The organism is Wolbachia endosymbiont (group B) of Longitarsus flavicornis (assembly GCF_964028135.1).
In the GTDB taxonomy this organism is placed as follows: Bacteria; Pseudomonadota; Alphaproteobacteria; order Rickettsiales; family Anaplasmataceae; genus Wolbachia.
Genome location: NZ_OZ034758.1, coordinates 440,863 through 458,163 on the forward strand (window position 1 = coordinate 440,863; position 17,301 = coordinate 458,163).

11 protein-coding genes are annotated in these 17,301 nt (G+C 34.6%); 10 read left to right on the forward strand and 1 reads right to left on the reverse strand.

Translation table 11 applies throughout. The annotated features are described in order from the left end of the window. Positions 1-53: 53 nt before the first annotated feature. From ABWU45_RS02115 to virB9, 10 genes are all read left to right on the forward strand, one after another. On the forward strand, positions 54-350 hold the full coding sequence (locus ABWU45_RS02115) for a type IV secretion system protein VirB3 (protein ID WP_006015054.1): 297 nt from the start codon (positions 54-56) through the stop codon (positions 348-350). A gap of 9 nt (positions 351-359) precedes the next feature. Beyond that, complete coding sequence (locus tag ABWU45_RS02120; RefSeq protein WP_353278812.1) at positions 360-2,765, forward strand: VirB4 family type IV secretion/conjugal transfer ATPase; 2,406 nt, start codon at positions 360-362, stop codon at positions 2,763-2,765. Beyond that, a complete protein-coding gene (locus ABWU45_RS02125) occupies positions 2,758-5,349 on the forward strand; it encodes a type IV secretion system protein (protein WP_353278814.1) in 2,592 nt (863 codons plus the stop codon). The genes ABWU45_RS02120 and ABWU45_RS02125 overlap by 8 nt, the downstream gene beginning before the upstream one ends. 17 nt (positions 5,350-5,366) lie before the next feature. Continuing rightward, complete coding sequence (locus ABWU45_RS02130) at positions 5,367-7,895, forward strand: type IV secretion system protein (RefSeq protein WP_353278815.1); 2,529 nt, start codon at positions 5,367-5,369, stop codon at positions 7,893-7,895. Continuing rightward, positions 7,892-10,804, forward strand: a complete 2,913-nt coding sequence (locus tag ABWU45_RS02135; protein WP_353278817.1) for a type IV secretion system protein — start codon at positions 7,892-7,894, stop codon at positions 10,802-10,804. Before ABWU45_RS02130 ends, ABWU45_RS02135 begins: the two co-directional genes overlap by 4 nt. An 81-nt stretch (positions 10,805-10,885) precedes the next feature. Next, positions 10,886-14,140 (forward strand): type IV secretion system protein, encoded by a 3,255-nt coding sequence (locus ABWU45_RS02140; protein WP_353278818.1) that lies wholly within the window; start codon positions 10,886-10,888, stop codon positions 14,138-14,140. Next, positions 14,124-14,753, forward strand: coding sequence for a hypothetical protein (locus tag ABWU45_RS02145; RefSeq protein ID WP_064085846.1), 630 nt, complete (start codon positions 14,124-14,126; stop codon positions 14,751-14,753). The genes ABWU45_RS02140 and ABWU45_RS02145 overlap by 17 nt, the downstream gene beginning before the upstream one ends. 104 nt (positions 14,754-14,857) lie before the next feature. After that, entirely contained in the window at positions 14,858-15,406 is a 549-nt protein-coding gene (gene rsmD / locus ABWU45_RS02150) for a 16S rRNA (guanine(966)-N(2))-methyltransferase RsmD (RefSeq protein ID WP_264375818.1), read from the forward strand. 87 nt (positions 15,407-15,493) lie between these two features. Further along, positions 15,494-15,811 carry a hypothetical protein gene (locus tag ABWU45_RS02155; RefSeq protein WP_353278820.1) on the forward strand — a complete coding sequence of 106 codons (318 nt, stop codon included), beginning with the start codon at positions 15,494-15,496 and terminating at the stop codon, positions 15,809-15,811. Positions 15,812-15,913: 102 nt separating this feature from the next. Beyond that, positions 15,914-16,699: a P-type conjugative transfer protein VirB9 gene (virB9, locus tag ABWU45_RS02160; RefSeq protein WP_265014869.1), complete on the forward strand. Its 786-nt coding sequence runs from the start codon at positions 15,914-15,916 to the stop codon at positions 16,697-16,699. A 7-nt stretch (positions 16,700-16,706) separates the two neighbouring features. On the opposite strand, the gene ABWU45_RS02165 is transcribed toward virB9, so the two are convergent. Continuing rightward, positions 16,707-17,300, reverse strand: coding sequence for a ribonuclease HII (locus ABWU45_RS02165; protein ID WP_353278822.1), 594 nt, complete (start codon positions 17,298-17,300; stop codon positions 16,707-16,709). Position 17,301 lies beyond the last annotated feature (1 nt).

Consider the following 17,301-nt stretch of genomic DNA (forward strand, 5'->3'; position numbering starts at 1 on the left):
TTTAATTAATGATGTAGTATTAGTGTTAGAGCTCTTATTAGAAGGTTAAAGATATGTCTACTGGCAGCATACAAACGAATCAATTATTTAAAGGTCTTACAAGACCTGCAATGCTCTTTGGTGTGAGTTATATGTTTGCAATATTAAACGTTCTAATTTGCATGCTAATTTTCATTAATACAAATGATCTTAGAGTAATTCTCCTGATGTTACCAGGTATACATGGACTTGGCTATATAGCTTCTGCAAAGGAACCGTTGTTTATTGAGTTATTTATGGTAAAGTTGGGAAAATGTTCCAAATGTTTAAATCGGTTTTATCATGGAGCCAATTCTTATGACATTACTTGATGTTATGCAATGTTGAGATTTAGAGCTATTCAATCAAAGAATAAATCTATTCTAAGTAGAGAGGTTCACGCTGCCGAATTTATACCTTATTCTTGCTATTGGAATAGTACAACCTTGATAACAAAGCAGAATTGGTTAGTTAAATTTATAAAATTAAATGGCTTTGCGTTTGAAACGGCCGATGATGAAGACTTGGTGATACAAAATAATATCAGAAATCAGATGCTAAGAAGCATTTCATCTCCAGCATTTAGTTTGTACTTTCATACCATCAGGCGTAAGAAGAATATCTTTTCTGATGAATTTGCAAACCAGAGTTTACCAAATTTTTTTGCTAACCATGTAAATCTAAAATGGAGAGAAAAACACGCAACTAGGCAATCTTTTATTAATGATTTATACATTACGATTATTCGTAGGGCAGATACAAAGGGAGTAGAATTTTTATCACATCTACTGAAAAAATTTGGGCATGTAACTTCAAAACATGCTTGGGAAAGTGATATGCGTGATACCTATGAAGATTTAGAGGAAACGACAAATCGTATAGTAACAAGCCTTAGGAATTATTCGCCTAAAGTCCTTGGAGTAAAAGAAACTCCAAACGGACTGTTTTGTGAAATAATGGAGTTTCTGTCTAGAATTGTAAATTGTGGCTTTGTTACAAATACGCTTTTTCCACTAAAAACTGAAATATCAAGATACTTACCAGTTCATAGGTTATTTTTTGGCCATAAGATGATACAGGTTGTGACTCATAATGAAAGTAAATATGCTGGAATAGTTAGTATCAAAGAATATGGAAATAATACTTCCGCAGGAATGCTTGATTCTTTTTTACAACTTCCTTATGAATTTATTATCACGCAGTCTTTTCAATTTACAAATAGGCAAATGGCAATTGCGAAAATGCAGATACAGCAAAATCGTATGATACAATCTGCAGATAAAGCTATTTCTCAAATAGCAGAAATTTCTCATGCGCTTGATGATGCAATGAGTGGTAAAATTGCGTTTGGTGAACACCATTTAACTATCTTATGTATAGAAAAAAGCCCTAAATCATTGGACAATGCTTTATCATTGGTTGAATCGGAGCTTTCTAATTGTGGTGTTTATCCTGTTCGTGAGAGGGTTAATCTAGAACCAGCATTTTGGGCGCAAATTCCTGGTAATTTTGATTATATAGTAAGAAAAGGTACAATAAGTAGTCTTAATTTGGCCGGTTTTGCATCTCAACATAATTATCCTACTGGTAAAAAATTCAATAACCACTGGGGAGATGCTGTTACAGTTTTTGATACAACATCTGGCACTCCATTTTTCTTCAACTTTCATATAAGGGATGTTGGACATACTATGATAATTGGGCCAACAGGTGCTGGCAAAACTGTTTTAATGAATTTTTTATGTGGTCAAGCAATGAAATTTTCTCCAAGAATATTCTTTTTTGATAAAGATCGCGGTGCAGAAATTTTTTTAAGAGCACTTGGTGGTATCTATACTATAATAGAACCAAGAACTAAGACAAATTTTAATCCTCTGCAACTTGACGATACTCCTGATAATAAAACATTTTTGATGGAATGGATAAAATCTTTAATTTTAGTGTACAACGATAAATTCACTTCAGAAGATATTGCTAGAATTAATGATGCAATTGAGGGAAATTTTAAATTAAAAAAAGAAGACAGATTTTTGAGAAATCTTGTACCATTTTTGGGACTTGCGGGCCCTGATACTCTAGCTGGAGCAATATCTATGTGGCATGATGATGGCTCTCATGCTGCAATATTTGACAATAAAGAAGATTTGCTAGATTTTTCAAAAGCAAGAGTGTTTGGCTTTGAAATGGCTAGCTTGCTAAAAGATCCTGTTGCTCTTGGGCCGGTCTTGATTTATTTGTTTCATAGGATTAGTATATCGCTTGATGGCACTCCATCTATTATTGTTCTTGATGAAGCATGGGCGTTAATAGATAATCTAGTTTTTGCACCTAAGATAAAAGACTGGTTGAAAGTGCTGAGAAAGTTAAATGCTTTTGTAGTTTTTGCTACTCAGAGTGTTGAAGATGCAAGTAAAAGTGCTATTAGTGATACGCTTGTACAGCAGACAGCAACACAAATTTTTTTGCCAAATCTGAAAGCTACTAGTGTCTATCGAGATGTTTTTATGTTAACTGAACGTGAGTACATACTGATCAAACACACAGATCCAAGTACTAGATTCTTTTTAGTAAAGCAGGGAGTTAATGCTGTAGTAGCTAGAATAGATCTGAAAGATTTGGATGATGTGGTCAACGTGTTATCTGGACGTGCGGAAAGTGTTCTATTGTTATATGATATACTGAAAGAAGTCGGAGATGATCCAAAGATGTGGTTGCCTGTGTTTTATCAAAAGGTGAAAAATGTTTAAAACTAAACTGTCATTACTGTTAGTTGCGATATTTTTGTTAAATATAGATTTTTTGCTCTCGTATCCAGTGTTTGCAGATACAGTAAGTGGTACTGACAAAACGGAATTTGTTAGCAGATTTAATTCTACTGGTAGCTTTAGCCGTGCCTCTAATCCTGACTGTAAGGCGTTTAAAACAGCTGCAGCAGTTGCTGGGATAGCAATTGCTATTGGTGCAATATTTACTGGTATTGTTTTGATTGTCTCTTCTGCTGGTTTATTTACTGCTCTTGTTATCGTTGGAATGATAGCTGCAATTGTTGGAGTCTGGAAAGCAATAGGGGGGCTTGTTGTTTGTGAACATAGTTTTGTTAAACACCCAGTTGCACGTGGTCATGATGGAACATACAAAAATTTTAAAGAAGACACAGGTTATAATGGCTGCACCAATAAAAATTACCAAACAGAAGATGAATATTTTTCTTGTTTGCAAGATAAAGCTCGGGAAAACGTGAACAAAAAAGACTATGACGGGAAAAGAGTAGAAAAAGAAGCCTTAAATTCTAACGTTCAGGAGAGTACAGAAAGTTATTACTGGCCAAAAAACGGTGTGCAATACAGTGAATATATAGAAATATGTCATCGAAATCCTTTAACTTTTGGTAATCTTTTTAACAAGAAAGACTTTGATTCCAGAGAAAAACCTGGATACATAGACTTTGATGTAAGGGAAAAAGATACTGGATATGTAGATGGGTCATGGTCCCCGACGGTCGATGGTGAGCTGAAATGTAAAGTTCTCAAAGCAGGACAGAGCGAACCCATACATGGATCAACATTTAAAGCAGTGAAAAAAATGGGCAGATTATGTGTGGAGTTAGCAAGTGTGAGAATGCTTGGTATCGAAATGACTCCTTGGCCGCAAGGGGTTGATATGGGGTGCACGGAATTGCCACCTGACCCACTTGCTCCTATGTGTGAAAAATCTGTGATGAAATTCAAAAATAAAGATGGTAAGGGTGAAGATAGAGTTGATCCTAACGACGATAAAGATAAAGATTACAAAACTCTGATAAAAGACAAGGAAAAGGAAGGAAAAACTTTTGTAGGTTATGACAATAAGAGTTGTTTTCAAGATTACGTTTCACAAGCCTGCTACAATCAGGCAGGAAGTAAATCATTAGCTCCTATTCCCATAACTTCCATGATAGTGCAATGCATTAAGGAATCGTTAGACAATTTAGTGGCAGGTATCGATTCAAGTGGTGAGCTACTGAAAGACAAGGATAGGAATAACAAAGGCAGTTTCTTGTCTGTGGCACAGAAAAAGCTAAAAAACACCGTAACTGCTGTCCTGGTTTTGGCTTTAATACTGTTCTCTATAAAAGCCATGTCTGGTGGAATGCGTAGTCCACAAGAAATGTATATATTGATCATTAAATTCGCTTTAGTGATTTACTTTACGACAGGTAGCACTATGTCTCATTATTACGGGGAATTAACAAAACTTTCGAACGGCTTATCAGAAATAGTGCTTAAAGCTTCATCTGAGAGTAAAAATATATGTAATTATGAGGCAGGTAAAGATTATGAATACGATCGCGCAGGAAAGAGGGTATCTTACAGTTATCTTGCACCTTGGGATAGGCTTGATTGCAGAATTTTATTTTATTTAGGAGCACCTTTAGATGGAATTGGTGGCAAAATTGGTACTGGAGGTGTTGCAACGTTAGCGGTTTTGCTTGGCGCTGCTCCTGTCTTGTTAGTTGCAGGTTCGGTGATTGGTATTATTTTCGCTGGTGGACAAATTTTAGTAGCTCTTGTCTGTATATTTATGGCCATTTTGCTGATGATGGTTATTTTGTGGATGTGCTATGTATTTATCTTATCTTTAGTTGCGCTTAGTGTAATTATCATCTTATCGCCTTTATTCATTCCTATGGTTTTATTTCAACATACTAAGGGATATTTTGATGGTTGGCTAAAAGAGTTAATTACCTACAGTTTATACCCAGTTATCCTTTTTGCGTTTTTATCCTTTATGTTCATAGCATGTGATAAAATCTATTTTAAAAATTTAAATTTTAAACTGGACGAGTCATATAAAAATGAACAACCAGACAAGTCATATGAAAAGAAACAAGCAGAAATCTCATATAGTAAGAAAAAACAGTGGTTTAAATTGAAAGATGGGGAATGTGATAAAAATGAAACTACTCTCGCATGTATGATGCAAAATTATAGCTTTAAAAAGAGCAGCATACTTGGTCTATTCGACTTTACATACATGGAGTTTGGCAGCTCTCTAATCGGAGAATTATTAAAATTGTGTTTAGTATTATTCCTCTTTTACCACTTTTTAAACGTTCTTCCCGGCATGGCTGCTGAGCTTGCTGGTAATCACAGGGCAGCACTTGGTTCAGGTAGCACTCCTGCACAAATGGTGAATAAAGCTTTATCTGCTGCCAAAGCTGCTGCTGGAGGTGCTGGTCAAGTTGCTGCTGCGGCTGTAAATAAGGCAAGAGGAGCTATTGGAGGAGGTGGAGATGATAATAAGGGATCGGGATCTTCCTCTAGTGAATCTATAAAACCAGGTGGAGAGTGAGCGCAGGTGAGTAACAGATGTTTGAACATTTGAGCAACCAAAACTTGGTTAAGCTATGCATAAGTTTTGTGATACTCTTTTTATTATCTGGGTGCGGGTGTATTAAGCCAGAAGATTCATCAGGCTTGCGTGAGAAATTGGATATAGTGTCAACAGAGCAGAAATGGGTTGATTCTGGAGTCTATATTTCGAATAAAATAAAAGTAACAGAGATTAATATAATACCTGATAAGGTTAATTTTTGTTCGCAATATAAAGATTTTGTAATTGAACCTGGAGTAAGAAACGTTACATTACCGTTTGCGCTTAAAGCTGGCGATGCTATAAGCTTTAGTGTTGTTGGAAGTAAAATGTGTAGAAACGATAATGGCACGGTCACCTATAAAAAAATTGACGAGAGTTGCGGTGAAGGAGAGACGGAGTATTTTGCACATGTTTTAAATCAAGAGAATTGTCAAGGTGAAATATGCCCTAATAAATATATCATAGGTAACGCAAAATGGTTGAATGGAAAAGAATACTGGAATCCAAGTTTTGTAAAATCTGATCAAGATGAAAAGGAGATTGAAAATATCATTAATTCTATAAAACAAGGAGAAAATATAGACTGCAGGAGGCTTTCAAGCAGTCAGAAAGTTGAGATAGATACGTACCTTTTAAATCTTGCGTGTGAGAATACATGTTATTATCCCAGTCAAGATTGTGTGCAAATTGAATCTAATACTATAGATGGCAATAAACGTAATGTAGCTAAAAATCTTGCCAACGAACTAGCTGTTGGAAAAGTAAGTAAGGAAGAAGCTATCAAGAAGGCTGTAGATGGTATAATGGGAGTGTTAGATGATAGCAACATAGCTAAAGGACACAGCGATAGTTCAGATGGTGAAAAGGATAAAGTAAATACAGAAAAAAATACCAAGGGAGCTGTGGATGATATAAGAAAAAAGAAAATGAAGAGGATAAAGACTTACATTCCATCATTAAAGGTGTCGATAGGAGGAAAGGAAAGTTTTAAATATGTAAGGAGTGATGGTATACGAACTAACTTTGATCATAAGATCAAAGAAAACTATGATAAGGGTACAGAGTTAGTATTTACACTTAAAAATGCTAAAGAAAAGAATGCTGGTAAAGGGGGATATAATATAAGGGTCACAAAGAGCCATAGTCTAGCAAAAAACTTATATATACATGTTTCTGATAAGTTTCCTGAGCACAATCCTGGTGAAATTCTGGGGGATATACCTGTGGATATCAGTGAAGTTCATAATACTGAGTATATGGAAAGATTAAAAGAAAAGCTAAAAGACAAGAGTGGCACTATATATTACGGAATAAGAGATCATGGCTGTGATTATAAGAAAAATGAAGGTCAGTTTAGCATTAACCTTACAACTAAAGAGCCACCTGTAAGAACTTTTAGTGCGATATATAATTTTTTTGATGAAAAAGTAAAAATTGCATTTTTTGGTTCCAGTTATAAAAATTCAGAATGGAATCACTCTGAATCTAGTCCCGTAAAGTCTATTTATCAAAGTTTTGTAGCGTCAGATAGAACAAAGACTATCAGATCCACAATAGTGTCGTTATTAGTGTTATATATAACTTTATATACCCTTTATTACTTTTTTGGATTGTCTCATGCTTCTACATATGAATTTTTAATTATATGTGTAAAGATAGGAGTTATTACCCAATTGCTGAACGATAACAGTTGGAGTTTTTTTTATAACAATGCATTTTCTATTTTTGTTAATGCTCCAAAACAGTTAATAGAAATAGCAAATTTCAGAGGTACAACATCAAATGTTTTTGAATTTCTTGATTTACCGCTCAATAGGTTTTTATCAGCACACTCAGTGTTACTAATAGTATCTCTTATATTCTCTGGTCCTTTGGGTATTGTATCGTTTTGCTTGGTGATTTGGGGTTTGATAACAGTGAGCTTATCGATGTTTAACGCCTTATTTTCTTTTATCACATCTATAGCAATAGTTGCATTATTGCTTTCCTTGGCGCCTCTTTTTATTATTTGCCTTCTATTTGGATATACTAGACAGATGTTTCACAATTGGGTCAAAAATTTAGCAAGATTTGCAATTCATCCGGTAGTGCTTTTAATTTTTATATCATTAATAAGCCAGGTTATGGATTATATTGTGTATTCGGTCTTTAATTTTGAGGTCTGCCCTACATGTATACTTAATCTTAACTTAAGGATTTTTAATCCTTGTATTTTTTACGGTTATGCTTCCAAACATGTACCTAATATTACCGCTATGATGGCTTTTGTGATTTTGGGACATGCCATGAAAGCTTTAGTTGAGGCATCTTCAACAATATCTGATTCGTTGTTTGGTGTTTATGTAGCAAGCGAACCAGGAAGGCAATATCAGCAAAGCTTAATGGGAACAGTAGGTTTAGATGAACAAAGTATCCAAAGAAGAGCAGGTCAGCAATCTGGTACACCAAGTCGAAGACCTCAAATACCACAATCAGCTCAAAGATCAGCACCTAAAATACCGACAAACACAGGAAATCAATGATGAGCAGAAAATCATTATTATTGATACTATGTCTTGTAATTACTGGCTGCACAATGGATTGTGTTGAACCTGGGTTGCAGAGCAGAAATACTAGTGTCAGTATAGATGTTCCAGTTCGTGAAGCTGGCGAAGGAGTTAAAATTCATTGGGTTGATTCTGGTCAAGTAATTAGCAAGGATGAGAAAATCAAATTTACTCTTGGTGGGTCAGTAAATTTTTGTCCTCTTAAAGAAGGGAAAAATCCAAAGAGAGTACTTGTGCCCGCTGTATTTTGTGCTAATGATTTAATACCAAATTACAGTAATAAGTTAATTGATAATGCTAGTCTTGATGAACGAGAAATATGTGGGGATATAGGCTTTGGAAATAATGAATTCTATAGCAATAGACGTTATGTAGATACTGGAATTAAAGTAAATCCTGGTGATAAGTTAAGCTTTAGCTTAATTCCCAGAGAGATAACGATTGATTATGACAATCCACAAGGAAAAGGTATCAGTTTTGATGATAATTGCTATAGAACTGAAGAAGGGGATGAAAAAGACAAAGCTACAATAAAAGACATGCTAAACGGAGGAGAGTTCTTTTGTGGAGAAAGTGGTAAAAGGACTAAAGTAGAATTTCCGTCACTTAGCAAAGAAAACATGGAAAAAAGAAAAGTGTTAGTTGGTAATAGCTACACTCCATACGATAATAAGGTACATTTTAATAAGGATTATATTCAAAATTCATGGATAAATGGTGCATTATTAGATTTACGACGAACTAAAATAGGACTGGATAAATTATGTAATGGGAAAAGGTGTAATTTAAATGAGGTGAACAAGTACAGTTCTTATGAGCTTAATTGTTACTATCAGAACGTATGCTACAATAAAGAGGGTTTATGGAGTTTTGGGGTGGGTGCAGAAGGAAAACAAAATTGCGTTTCTTCTGTCAGGTATAAGAAGTACGATAAAGGCAATAAATGTGACATGTATTCTCACCTTAAAGGACTTGAAGATAAGCTTGAGGAGAGTAAGAAAAACAAAGGGGATCTCAATCAGGTTAACATTGATTTTACATTAAACACTGAAGAAGATACTTCCTGGGCTGAAGCTCTTGTTGCAAAAATTGGTGATCTTGATGATCAGGATACTGCTCAAGGTACTCAATGTCTTCCAAATGAGAAAGGCGCGGAGGGAGATAGTGTGTGTTCACAAATTGGTGATAATTTTGAACATTTTTCTTTGAAATTAAATCATGATTATAAAATAGATGAAAAAGATATAATACCTGGTAGTAGTGTGATGCTTGCTATAGCAAGCAATGGCAATTACTTTCTTCATAGAGGTGGATATCATGTTGCAGTGACTAGATCATGTAACTTCGATAGTGGTGAAAAACTGTATATGTACTTGGGTGATAGCCCGCCAGAAGATCCATCTGCTCGAAAGACTAATAATTTCAAAAAAGTAAAGAAATTAGATAAAATAACAGAGGATAATGTAGACTATTACATAATAGATGGAAGTCATTTAAAGGATAAAGAGTCTAAAAAGATATACTTTGGTATTAATGTAGAAAACGTAAAGAAAGATGATATTACGGACAAAGAAGGCAAATATTATGAAGATAACAAATACACAGTAAATTTATTTTTAAAAAGAAAAATAAACGATTTTATTTCATCAACTGTAAACAAGATTTTTGATTTCATAACAGACGGGGGTGAAGACGGAATTAAAATTCCATATGAAGGATATAGAAAGGGGCTTCTACAAGGAATAAGAGCTTTGCTTATTCTATACGTTATATTTACTGTTGTTGGCTATATGCTTGGAACAATACAATTAAGTAAATTCGATTTTATTATAAGAATATTCAAAATAGCATTTATAGCTTTTGCTTTTAGTGATAGAAGTTGGGAATTCTTTGGTACAACTTTGTCTGGGCTTTTTGTTGATGGTAGCATTTATTTAGTTGATAGTTTTTCTGGCTATATAGGAGAAGGAGGTAAAAAATTTGCATTCTTAGATTTAACAGCGGGAGTATTATTTACAGGAGAAACATGGCTGAAATTTTTGTCTTTAATGCTATCAGGACCTTTTGGCTTTATTGCATTTTTGGCAATACTTTATGCTACTTTTGTGTTTTTAAGATGCATTATTAGTGCTACGTTTAAGTATGTAATATCTACTGTTTTAGTGGCATTTTTATTGTCATTGGCACCTTTATTTATCGTATTTATTCTATTTCAACAAACTAAAACATTATTTGATAATTGGATAAAAACGCTGGCTCATGTTTCATTGCAACCAGTCATTTTATTTTCATCCTTGTCTCTTTTAAACCAGTTAATGTATTCAGTTCTATACAACCTCACAAATTTTTCTGCATGCTATCAATGCTTAATTAGTGTAAATTTTTTATCGTATGATCTGTGTCTTATGAAATCAATATTACCTCTTGGGTATAGTCCTGGTACTAGTGTTGATGTTGCGCTCAGTACTGGAGAAAGGGCTGGTGGGCACTTTGCAGCATTACCTATAGATCTAATCCAGGCATTTATATATCTCATCATTGCTAGTGCAATGGAAGCTTTTGTTTCTATATCAGAAACTATGGCGCAGGCGTTGTTCAGCTCTGGTTATGGAGTTGCTCAAAGTGTTAGTCATATTTCTAGGAGCGCATCACAAGCTATGCTGTCAACTGTTGGCCTTGATGATAGAACCCAAAATATGATACATAACATCAAGCAGGGAATGAGTAAAGATCGTAGCAAAATTGAAGCTAAATTGCCTGATACACCAAAGCAAGCAGATGGGAAAGGGAGTGCTGGCAGAGAAATGAGCAAATCTGAAACACTAAGCCAGCCAGATAAGCAAAAGGATTCTGATAAAACAAAAGGACAAGTCAAGGAAGATTGATGAGATATATGGAGTAACTAATTAAAAAGATATTTGAAGTAAGGTTTTAGAAATTTATTCTGTATTGGAAAAAGTTTAGGTATGCAATCACGCTTAGGCAAATGTTGGTTTAGGTTATTAATTTTGGTAATCTGTGTTCTGGTTACAGGTTGTAGTAAGAATGATATGCCTTTTCCAAGATGTATATCTGCTGATTATTTTGGTCCTGAACCCATTGCAATTGGTGCTCATTTTCCAATCGGTCATGATGCGTTTTTTCCAGAAGGTGAAAGTGGAGAACCTATTGATCCTGAAACCGGAGAAATCAATTATGGTTTTCACTCTAATCAAGTGGTGAAGTGGAAAGATACTGGATTTGAAACCAATGGAGATAGTTTAGTAGTACGAGTAAATGGTGCATGGACATCTTGGAGCAATAGTAATAAGAAGAAATCTCAAAGTAGTTATAGTTTGGAAAGTTTGGAGCAGTTAAAATATGCAACCAAATTTGAAAGAGGGGAAGGTGACAACATTCTGCCTGACTTTCACTTGGTTTGTAATGATTATAAACCTAGCATACAAAAATTTTCAAGTAAGCCTAATGCAAGTTGCACTGTAAATTGCAAGTGCATTAATGAAGATGATAGCGCAAATACAGTATCACGTGGTGCTCCATGTTGGTTTAATAACGGCCATGGTGCTTATCTTTTATTTAAAAGGCCTAGCGATTCTAGTCCTAACGAAAATTTAAAATCCATGCGTAACCCTGAGTCTCCTACTGTACATCTAGGTTACAATTCCGTAGCGGAAGATGGAAGTGGGCTTTTTACTTTAGACAGAGATAACACCACATTACAGGACAGAAATTGTAATAAGGTGAGGTTAGAAAAAGGATGGAAAATATATGTAAAGATATTAGATAGATATTATCTAGATAATGCAGGTGGCTACTCTTTTGAATTTTTGAGCGGAGTGCAGAAACCAAGTAACTTTGGATTTTTTGATTACGTTTATAACTATCTAAAATGTGTATTATTGATTAACGAAAATTGTAAAAAGCATTTTGATAGCAATGATCCTGCAGCTGCACAAGCGATGTTTCAAAATATAGCTGAAAAAAGTACGAGCTTTCACAATTTTGTTCTTTCCTTGCTTGTTCTATTTATAGTGATTTCATCGCTTCTTTATCTTTTTGGAATGATAAGAGAAACTAAGCATGATATGCTCATCAGAATGATGAAAATCACTCTAGTAATAGTGCTTATATCTCCTGGAAGTTTTAGATTTTTCTATGATCATTTTCTTGTTTTATTTGTTAAAGGTCTTGAACAATTGATAAGCATAATTACTAATTTTGCTCCCAACATGAACACCGGAGGTAATTCAAACGTTGCTCAAGGAAATGAAGCTAAATTGTTTAGCTTCATGGAGGATATGTTTAATAAGTTTTTTGCTTACTCTGTTTGGAAAAAGTTTGCAGCATTTTTACATTATCAAATGTGGGCAAGTCTCCTTATGATACCGGCAATTTTTATAGGGATTGTCTTATATTTCCTGCTGTGTATGTATGCTTACATAATATTCCTTTCTGGTTTTATGGGTATAGCTTTTCTTGTAGCTATAATGCCGCTATTCCTAATCTCTATTTTATTTTCACCACTGAAAAGTCTATTTGAGGGTTGGATAAAATTCTGTATTAGTTTCTGTTTGCAATCAATTATGATATTTACCCTGCTGTCATTACTTGCTGCGATGATAATGAATACCTTTTATAAACAGTTAGGCTTTACTGTGTGCTATAATAAATGGCTTGAAATAAAGTTATGTGCTCCAAAATGGGTATTTGGTGGTTTTTGTATAATTGATAAAGAATACTTTAGCTGGACTCCAGGGCAAATTTTTGTACCTTATGCTATTGGAGAGGCTTCTCCATTGAACGTAGATAAGAATATAGAAGGTATAGAAAAACTAAGCAGAATAGGTGGTACAGTAAAGTTTACTGGTGGCGCTGGATATATCCCTCTTCCACCAGATTACATTAATAAAGGTTTTCGTTATATAGATTATCCTTTCTTTAATCCAATTCCTGGAACTAAAGATAATCCAGCAGACCACTATATTGCGGAAAGTGATATGATAGTTAGTAATGGCTGTAGTGCAAAAGATCTAGTACGCTTAACAAATAGTTTATCTCATGCATCAGAGAGGGCTGACATTATATTACTGATCAACAATATAGAGAAAAGGATAGGTGATGTTAGTGAAATAATAAAACGCTACTGTCAAGATATAAATAAATGCAATAGTTATAGGGAAATAATTAATGAAATAAGATCTTTAGTGCGGAGTGCGATAAAAAAACAAGGTTGTAGAATACTGAAACTTCATGATTTATATAAGGATCCCAACAGTGAATACTGTCAGAAATGTAAAGATTGTGAGGATTGCAAAAATTATAAAGAAAATAGTGATTACCAAAGGGTGCAAGACATACAGAGAGGTTATTTAATCAACGCAGGAGAGATCTTTGTATTGTTCTTGCTTTCGTTTTTGATGTTTTCTTTGAAGGAGTTTGTACAACAGATGGGCTCAAGCATTGCCGGTGGTGGGTTTGGTGTTTACAATATATCTAGTATGTATCAAGCATCACCTGTGACTGGTTTAATGCAGGGATTAAAACAACAGATGCAAGATAAAATTGGTGGAGGGCTAGAGTCTTTAGGTAATTGGGCTACTCATGTACCGGACAGATTAGCTGGAGGTACAGCTAATTTGCTAGGTAGAATACCAGGAGTTGGGGGTGTGCTGAAATATTCTATTAATGTGCCACGTAAGCTTGTAGGTGCTACTATTGAAGCAACAAAATTTGCAACATCACCTAAAAATGATGTTGATAAGCTTGAGGAAAAAATCTACAGGGCGTTTGGAATTGATAAAGAAGATATTGCACATAGAAGAATTGATAAATATTTAGAATATTATAAAGGATATGTAGGATCACATTTGGGCTATACAATAGAAGATGCTATGAAGTTTACTTGGGAACATGGTCTCGACTCTATAGGAATTAACCCTGCTACAGGAGAAAAGGATGGTTACCAGCATAATCTACTCTATAGAGCAAAAACATATAGACGGGAATTTCTTGAGAAGCTTCATGACTACACTATTGGCCGCAAGAGAGAACCAGAAGAAGATGAATCATCAAAAGAAAATAAGCCTAATCAATCAAATCGAAAATTAGGTACGGAACCAGAAACCCTAAAAAACACTACAGAAGCTATACGTGCCGGAGAAGATAGAGAGCGTCAAGATAATGAAAGGAATGAGAACATAGAGAATGATGAAGAATCGTAATTTCAAAGGGCTAAGTTATTATGGTCTTCAGCAAGACGAAGATGGTAATATCAAGTTAAACGATTACAATGATGTTTTAAATGCGCGCAGAGCGAGGGTAGATTTGTTACTAGATAGCACTAAGCAAGGTGATGTTAGTCTTTCAAAGCTAAATAAAGCTCTGAATGAGAGACTTATAGATGATAAAGGGCTATCGTCAGAATTTGACAAAGAAGACAAAGAAATTGCACAGAAGGAGCTTAAGATGTTCTCTATTTTAGACGATCTTGATAATCTTGCAAACATTGAAAGTGAAGATCTATTAGAGGTTAGTTTGTTACTATCAGATCTTAGTTTTATAGAGAGAAATATTGTGTTGAATGCCGATCAGAGTTCTGATCTAATAGGGTTCAAAAGTCTATTTATAGAAAAAAAAGCATCTGGTGAGGAATATAGTGATGAAGAGTGTCACAATTTCCTCGATAGTATAGAGAAAATCAATACTTTAATTAAGTTAGAGTTAGAAAGTAGAATTGAAGGGATGGGTCATGATGAAAAAAACAACCATGATGATTTACAAGACGAGATTGGTCGTGCAATCAGTATAGAAAATAAATCAAAGAAAAGCGATTGATCTTGCGTTCCTCCACAAGCAACCTTCTTTCTATTAGACTGCTGAAGCTATGTTGACATTAAATGTGTATTATAAATAATTAGTTAACTTCGAACTTGTTTTATATGTTACGTGTTATTGCGGGTAAATATCGTGGAAGAAAAATAACTACAGGCAAGAATTTAGCTGCACGGCCCACTATGAGTAGTGTCCGAGAAGCAATATTTAGTATACTTTCTTCAAGAAAACCTATTTATAACCTAAATGTACTTGATTTATTCTGCGGAAGTGGCTCTTTTTCATTTGAAGCACTTTCTCGAGGTGCTAAACATGCATTCATGGTAGATTCAGATTATTACAATTTGCAACTGCCTAAAAAAACAGCAGAAGATTTTGGAATTACGAGCGATATCACGTTAATTTGTTGCAATGCTAACGGATTACCAAGACCTATTTCAAAGTGCGATATAGTTTTTATGGACCCACCTTATAATATCAATCTGGTTAACTCAACTTTAGACGAGTTAGCTCACTCAGGCTGGTTAAATGATAATGCGTTAATAATTCTAGAAATGAGGAAAAATGAAGGTTTTGAGTGCAATAAAAACTTCAATATAATTGTGGAGCGTACCTACGGTATTGCAAAAATAATTTTTCTTTCTTCACTCACTTGAATTTCTTTTGTAAACATCTATAGCTAAGCTAAGTAAGATTTTTCCGAGGACTGAAAGAAAAAATCAATTCGTTTTGGTGGGAATAGGGTGTATAACAGCAAATCAATACGAGTTGATATACTAGAAGAAGCAGTATGGAAAGAAATGAAGATGGTACTCAAAGAACCAGAGGTAATGACAAAGGTTAGACTTTTAAAATATGAAAATAAGCAGGCAAAGGATGAGATTGAAAAACGCGCAGATAAAATAGAACAAGGTATAGAAAAATTAGCTTATGTATATGCAAGGGGTCATATAACGAAGGAAAAGTATGACTTAGAAGTTGAGAGCATGGAAAAGGAGTTAAAGGAATCAGAGATCAAAGGGAAGAAGCTATCGATGAAAAGAGGCTACAGAAAGAATTAGATTTTATCACAAACAGTGTAGAAAGTTTTTCCTCTGAGAGAGCTTAACAGTTGCAGTGCATGTCTATCAATGATAAAATGAAGATCAGTTTATTTTGATACTATGATTAGGGTACTCTTTGTTGCACTATTATTTTTTTGTGGTGGTGATGCACTTGCAAAACAGGAACCACGACCAATAGCTGGTGATAACCACATAAAGGTAATGAATTATAATCCACAGGCTATACATAAGTACACGGGCTTTTATGGTTATCAATCCAGCATATTGTTTGAGCCAGGGGAGGTAATAGAGAGTCTTTCAATGGGTGATGCAACCGGTTGGCAACTCCTTCCTCAAGGTAATAGATTATTTATTAAGCCTATAGATGATATTGCCGATACTAATGCAACTATAATTACCAATAAAAGAGTTTATTATTTCGAGTTTCATGCTGAAGAAGCAAACGGGCTAGATGATCCAAGGTTAGCATATGAAGTAAGGTTTCTTTATCCACTGTTCAACAGTGATGAAATTTATTCAACGAGTAACGGTGATATTCTAGAGCAAGCTAGTCATACCACTATCCCTGATATAAGTGATATTGAGGTTATAAAGAAAGGCTTGAATTTTAACTATTCCATCTCGCACGTTAAAGGCAGTCAATCAATAATACCAATTAAGGTTTTTGATGACGGAAAATTTACATATCTACAATTTAATAAAATAAACTCTGATTTCCCGGCAGTTTTTATGGTTGATTCTGCAGGATATGAATCCTTGATAAATTTTCGTACAGTTGATGACTACCTGATAATTGAAAGAGTAAGCTCGGTATTTACCTTAAGAAACGGATCAAGTACAGTCTGCCTGTTTAATGAAAACATACCTTTCAAAAAAGGTAAGTGATTAAAGGCTATAGTATTCTTATAGGTGCAAAATTCTTTCTATGGTGCTTCGTAATTCCATGAAGGCCAATAGCGCTGAGGTGTTCTTTTGTTCCATATCCTTTATTTTTATACCAATTATATTGAGGATGTTTATTATGCAATTCTTCCATAAGCCGATCTCTTGTAACTTTTGCAACGATTGAAGCGGCTGCAATTGATATACTTAAACTATCACCATTCACTATAGACTTTGTTTGCCATTTCACTTCAAGTGGTTGGTTACCATCAACTAACACATAATCTAGTTCTAAATCTAAATTTACCAGCGCACGTTTCATTGAAAGCTTTGTTGCTTGCAAGATATTGTATGAGTCTATCTCCTCTACACTTGCCATTCCTATACCAAATTTTGCAACAGACGTTATTTTTTCGTATAGAACTTGCCTACACTTAGGGGTTAGCTTTTTTGAGTCGTTTATTCCATCAATAACCGTATCTCTATCAGTAAATATTACAGCTGCAGATATCACTGGACCGGCAAGCGGACCTCTTCCAACTTCATCTACTCCTGCTATAATTCCTGATAATGTATCTTCTAATGTGAAATCTGGATATTTCATA

Bases quoted from the DNA above. Each gene is read 5' to 3' on its own strand.
- ABWU45_RS02115 (WP_006015054.1), top strand. From the start codon at position 54: ATGTCTACTGGCAGCATACAAACGAATCAATTATTTAAAGGTCTTACA.
- ABWU45_RS02120 (WP_353278812.1), top strand. From the start codon at position 360: ATGTTGAGATTTAGAGCTATTCAATCAAAGAATAAATCTATTCTAAGT.
- ABWU45_RS02125 (WP_353278814.1), top strand. From the start codon at position 2,758: ATGTTTAAAACTAAACTGTCATTACTGTTAGTTGCGATATTTTTGTTA.
- ABWU45_RS02130 (WP_353278815.1), top strand. From the start codon at position 5,367: ATGTTTGAACATTTGAGCAACCAAAACTTGGTTAAGCTATGCATAAGT.
- ABWU45_RS02135 (WP_353278817.1), top strand. From the start codon at position 7,892: ATGATGAGCAGAAAATCATTATTATTGATACTATGTCTTGTAATTACT.
- ABWU45_RS02140 (WP_353278818.1), top strand. From the start codon at position 10,886: ATGCAATCACGCTTAGGCAAATGTTGGTTTAGGTTATTAATTTTGGTA.
- ABWU45_RS02145 (WP_064085846.1), top strand. From the start codon at position 14,124: ATGATGAAGAATCGTAATTTCAAAGGGCTAAGTTATTATGGTCTTCAG.
- rsmD (WP_264375818.1), top strand. From the start codon at position 14,858: ATGTTACGTGTTATTGCGGGTAAATATCGTGGAAGAAAAATAACTACA.
- virB9 (WP_265014869.1), top strand. From the start codon at position 15,914: ATGATTAGGGTACTCTTTGTTGCACTATTATTTTTTTGTGGTGGTGAT.
- ABWU45_RS02165 (WP_353278822.1), bottom strand. From the start codon at position 17,300: ATGAAATATCCAGATTTCACATTAGAAGATACATTATCAGGAATTATA.